This is a genomic window from Piscinibacter sp., assembly GCF_050175855.1.
Taxonomy (GTDB): Bacteria; Pseudomonadota; Gammaproteobacteria; order Burkholderiales; family Burkholderiaceae_C; genus Piscinibacter.
On the sequence record NZ_JBFXIO010000434.1, the window covers coordinates 1 to 3,991 of the forward strand.

4 protein-coding genes are annotated in these 3,991 nt (G+C 69.6%); all 4 read left to right on the forward strand.

The genetic code is table 11. The features are described from left to right. The coding region (locus tag AB7U92_RS23245; RefSeq protein WP_428582577.1) for a glutamate ligase domain-containing protein at nt 1-433 on the forward strand (433 nt) is incomplete at its 5' end. After that, nucleotides 423-1,601: a phospho-N-acetylmuramoyl-pentapeptide-transferase gene (gene mraY, locus AB7U92_RS23250; protein ID WP_428582579.1), complete on the forward strand. Its 1,179-nt coding sequence runs from the start codon at nt 423-425 to the stop codon at nt 1,599-1,601. The genes AB7U92_RS23245 and mraY, both read left to right, overlap by 11 nt. After that, a complete protein-coding gene (gene murD, locus AB7U92_RS23255; protein WP_428582581.1) occupies nt 1,598-3,145 on the forward strand; it encodes a UDP-N-acetylmuramoyl-L-alanine--D-glutamate ligase in 1,548 nt (515 codons plus the stop codon). Before mraY ends, murD begins: the two co-directional genes overlap by 4 nt. After that, on the forward strand, nt 3,142-3,991 hold an 850-nt coding region (locus AB7U92_RS23260; RefSeq protein WP_428582583.1), incomplete at its 3' end, for an FtsW/RodA/SpoVE family cell cycle protein. The genes murD and AB7U92_RS23260, both read left to right, overlap by 4 nt.

The window sequence follows — 3,991 nt, forward strand, 5'->3', positions numbered from 1 at the left end:
GGGCCGCTCGCAGCTCAAGGCGATCGAGCGGCAGGGCCGGCGCGTCACGCTGGTCGACGACACCTACAACGCCAACCCCGACTCGGTGCGCGCCGCCATCGACGTGCTGGCCGCGCTGCCGGGGCCGCGCTGGCTGCTGCTCGGCGACATGGGCGAGGTGGGCAACCAGGGGCCGGCCTTCCACGCCGAGGTGGGCGGCTACGCGAAGCAGCGCGGCATCGAGCACCTGTGGTGCGCCGGTGAGCTGATGCGCCACGCCGGCCAGGCCTTCGCCGGGTCGCGCCACTTCGAGACGGTGGAGTCGCTGCTGGCCGCGCTGACCGAGGCGCCCGCGGTGTCGTCCATCGTCGTGAAGGGTTCGCGGTTCATGAGGATGGAGCGTGTGGTCGTCGCGCTGGCCGCCCTGATGGAAGGAGGCACGCATGCTGCTTAGCCTCGCCCAGTGGCTGCAGACGCTGTCGCCGGAGTTCGGCTTCTTCCGCGTCTTCCAGTACCTCACCTTCCGTGCGGTGATGGCGGCGCTGACGGCGCTGCTGATCGGCCTGGCTTTCGGGCCGTGGGTGATCCGCCGTCTCACCGAGCTGAAGATCGGCCAGCCGATCCGTGAGTACGGCGTGCAGGAACACCTGGCCAAGAGCGGCACGCCCACCATGGGCGGCGTGCTGATCCTGATCGGCATCGGCGTCTCCACGCTGCTGTGGTTCGACTGGAGCAACCGCTTCGTCTGGATCGTGATGATCGTGACGCTGGGCTTCGGCGCGATCGGCTGGGTCGACGACTGGCGCAAGGTGGTGCAGAAGAACCCCGAGGGCATGCGCTCCGGCGAGAAGTATTTCTGGCAATCGGTGATCGGCCTGGTGGCGGCGCTGTACCTCGCCTTCAGCGTCTCTGAAACCTCCAACATCCGCGTGCTCGAACTGTTCCTGCGCTGGGTGCAGAGCGGCTTCTCGACCAACCTGCCGCCGCAGGCCGACCTGATCGTGCCCTTCTTCAAGACGGTGAGCTACCCACTGGGCGTGTTCGGCTTCATCGCGCTGACCTACTTCGTGATCGTGGGCAGCAGCAACGCCGTCAACCTCACCGACGGCCTCGACGGCCTGGCCATCATGCCGGTGGTGATGGTCGGCTCGGCGCTCGGCGTGTTCGCCTACGTGACCGGCAATGCGGTGTTCAGCCGCTACCTGCTGATTCCCTACATCCCCGGCGCGGGCGAACTGCTGATCTTCTGCGCCGCGATGGCCGGCGCCGGCCTGGCCTTCCTGTGGTTCAACGCCTATCCGGCGCAGGTGTTCATGGGCGACGTGGGCGCGCTCGCGCTCGGTGGCGCGCTCGGCACCATCGCGGTGATCACCCGGCAGGAGATCGTGCTCGGGATCATGGGCGGCGTCTTCGTGATGGAGGCGCTGTCGGTGATGGCGCAGGTCACCTGGTTCAAGTACACGAAGAAGAAGTACGGCACTGGCCGGCGCATCCTGAAGATGGCGCCGCTGCACCACCACTTCGAGAAGTCGGGGTGGAAGGAGACGCAGGTCGTCGTGCGCTTCTGGATCATCACCATGCTGCTGTGCCTGATCGGGCTGGCCTCGCTGAAGCTGCGATGAACTACCTCGACGACATCGACGTGCTCGTGCTCGGCCTCGGCGAATCGGGGCTGGCGATGGCGCGCTGGTGCGCCCGCCAGGGCGCCCGCGTGCGCGTGTGGGATTCGCGCGAGAGCGCGCCGGGCGATGCCGCACTGGCCGAAGCGCTGCCGCAGGCGCAGCGCCTGCGCGGCGAGCTGACCGACGAGGCCTTCGCCGGCGTGAAGCTGGTGCTCAAGAGCCCGGGCCTGGCGCCCACCGACGCGCGCATCGCCGGCCCGCTCTCGCGCGCCGCCGACACCGGCATCCTGGTGCAGGGCGAGCTCGAACTGTTCGCGCGCGCGCTGGCCGAACTGAAGGAAGCGCGTGGCTACGCGCCGAAGCTGCTGGCCATCACCGGCACCAACGGCAAGACGACGACCACGGCGATGACCGCCCTGCTGGTCGAGCGCACCGGCCGCCGCGTCGCGATGGCCGGCAACATCGGCCCGACCATGCTGCAGACGCTGGCCGACGCGCTCGACGCCGCGGCGCGCGAAGAGGATCCGCAGCCGCTTCCGGAGGTCTGGGTGCTGGAGCTCTCCAGCTTCCAGCTCGACGAGGCCAAGGGCTTCGAGCCCGACGCCGCCACCGTGCTCAACATCACCGAAGACCACCTCGACTGGCACGGCTCGATGGCCGCCTACGTGGCGGCCAAGGCGCGCATCTTCGGCAAGCAAGCGGTGATGGTGATCAACCGCGACGATCCGGCCGTCGAGAAGCTGGTGCCCGAGCCCATCCCGGTCAAGGGCCGCGGCGCCAAGCCGATCGAGCGCCACGTGATCCGCTTCGGCGTCGGCGAGCCGACCCGTCCGGGCGACTTCGGCATCCGCACCGAGAACGGCATGGCCTGGCTGGTGCGGGCGATGGAAGCCGACGAGACCATGAAGCACCGCAAGGGCGACGTCGAGGAAGAGCTGCACATCCAGCGGCTGATGCCGGCCGACGCGCTGCGCGTGCGCGGCCGCCACAACGCCGCCAACGCGCTGGCGGCGCTGGCGCTGGCCACTGCCATCGGCTGCCCGCTCGCGCCGATGCTGCACGGCCTGCGCGAGTACGCCGGCGAGCCGCACCGCGTCGAGTACGTCGCCACGGTGAACGGCGTCGACGCCTTCGACGACAGCAAGGGCACCAACGTGGGCGCCACGGTCGCCGCGCTCGACGGCCTGGGGGCCGACAAGACGCCGGCGAAGCTGGTCGTCATCCTCGGCGGCGACGGCAAGGGCCAGGACTTCGCGCCGCTGCGTGCCCCCATCGAGCGCCATGCCCGTGCGGTGGCCACCATCGGCCGCGACGCACCGCACGTCGAGGAGGCGCTGGCCGGCCTGGCGCTGCCGCTGCAGCGTCACGACACGCTCGAGGCCGCGGTGCGCTGGTGCTTCGAGCGCGCTCACGCTGGAGACGCCGTGCTGCTCAGCCCGGCCTGCGCCAGCCTCGACATGTTCCGCAACTACGCCCATCGCGCCGAGGTGTTCGTCGCCACGGTGCGGGCGATGGCGGCCGAGCACGGAGACATGGCCCCATGAACACCGCCGTGCGCTCCGGAGTGCAAGCCTGGCGGCAGCGCCTGGCCGGCCTGTTCGCGCGCCGCGGCAACGCCGACGGCGGCGCGGCCGCGGCCATTCCGGTGCGCGACTGGATCAACGTCGGCAGCGGTCAGCCGCCGCGTCTGATGGCCTTCGACCAGGCGCTGGTCTGGGTGATCGTCGCGCTGCTCGCGCTCGGCCTGGTGATGGTCTACAGCGCCTCGGTGGCGTTGCCCGACAGCCCGAAGTTCGCGCGCTACGAGAACACCCACTTCCTCACCCGCCACGCGCTGCAGATCACCCTGGCGGTGTTCGCCGCGCTGGTGGTGGTGCAGATCCCGGTCAGCGTGTGGGAGAAGTGGGCGCCGTGGCTGTTCGTGATCGCGCTGGTGCTGCTGGTGCTGGTGCTCATCCCGGGCATCGGCAAGGTGGTGAATAACTCGCGCCGCTGGATCCCGCTGGGCGTCATCAATTTCCAGCCCAGCGAGCTGGCCAAGGTGGCGATGTGCCTGTACGCCGCCAGCTACATGACGCGCAAGATGGACGTGAAGGAAGACTTCATGCGCGCCGTCTGGCCGATGGCGGTGGCGCTGGGCTTCACCGGCGTACTGCTGCTGCGCGAGCCCGACATGGGCGCCTTCATGGTGATCGCGCTGATCTCCATGGGCATCCTGTTCCTCGGCGGCGTCAACGGCCGCATGTTCCTGCTCAGCGGCGCGGTGCTGGTGGCCTCGTTTGTGCTGGTGATCGCCTCCAGCCCGGAGAAGCGCTCGCGCATCTTCGCCTACCTCGAGCCCTGGGACCCGGAGTACGCGCTGGGCAAGGCCTACCAGTTGACCCACTCGC

Bases quoted from the DNA above. Each gene is read 5' to 3' on its own strand.
- mraY (WP_428582579.1), top strand. From the start codon at position 423: ATGCTGCTTAGCCTCGCCCAGTGGCTGCAGACGCTGTCGCCGGAGTTC.
- murD (WP_428582581.1), top strand. From the start codon at position 1,598: ATGAACTACCTCGACGACATCGACGTGCTCGTGCTCGGCCTCGGCGAA.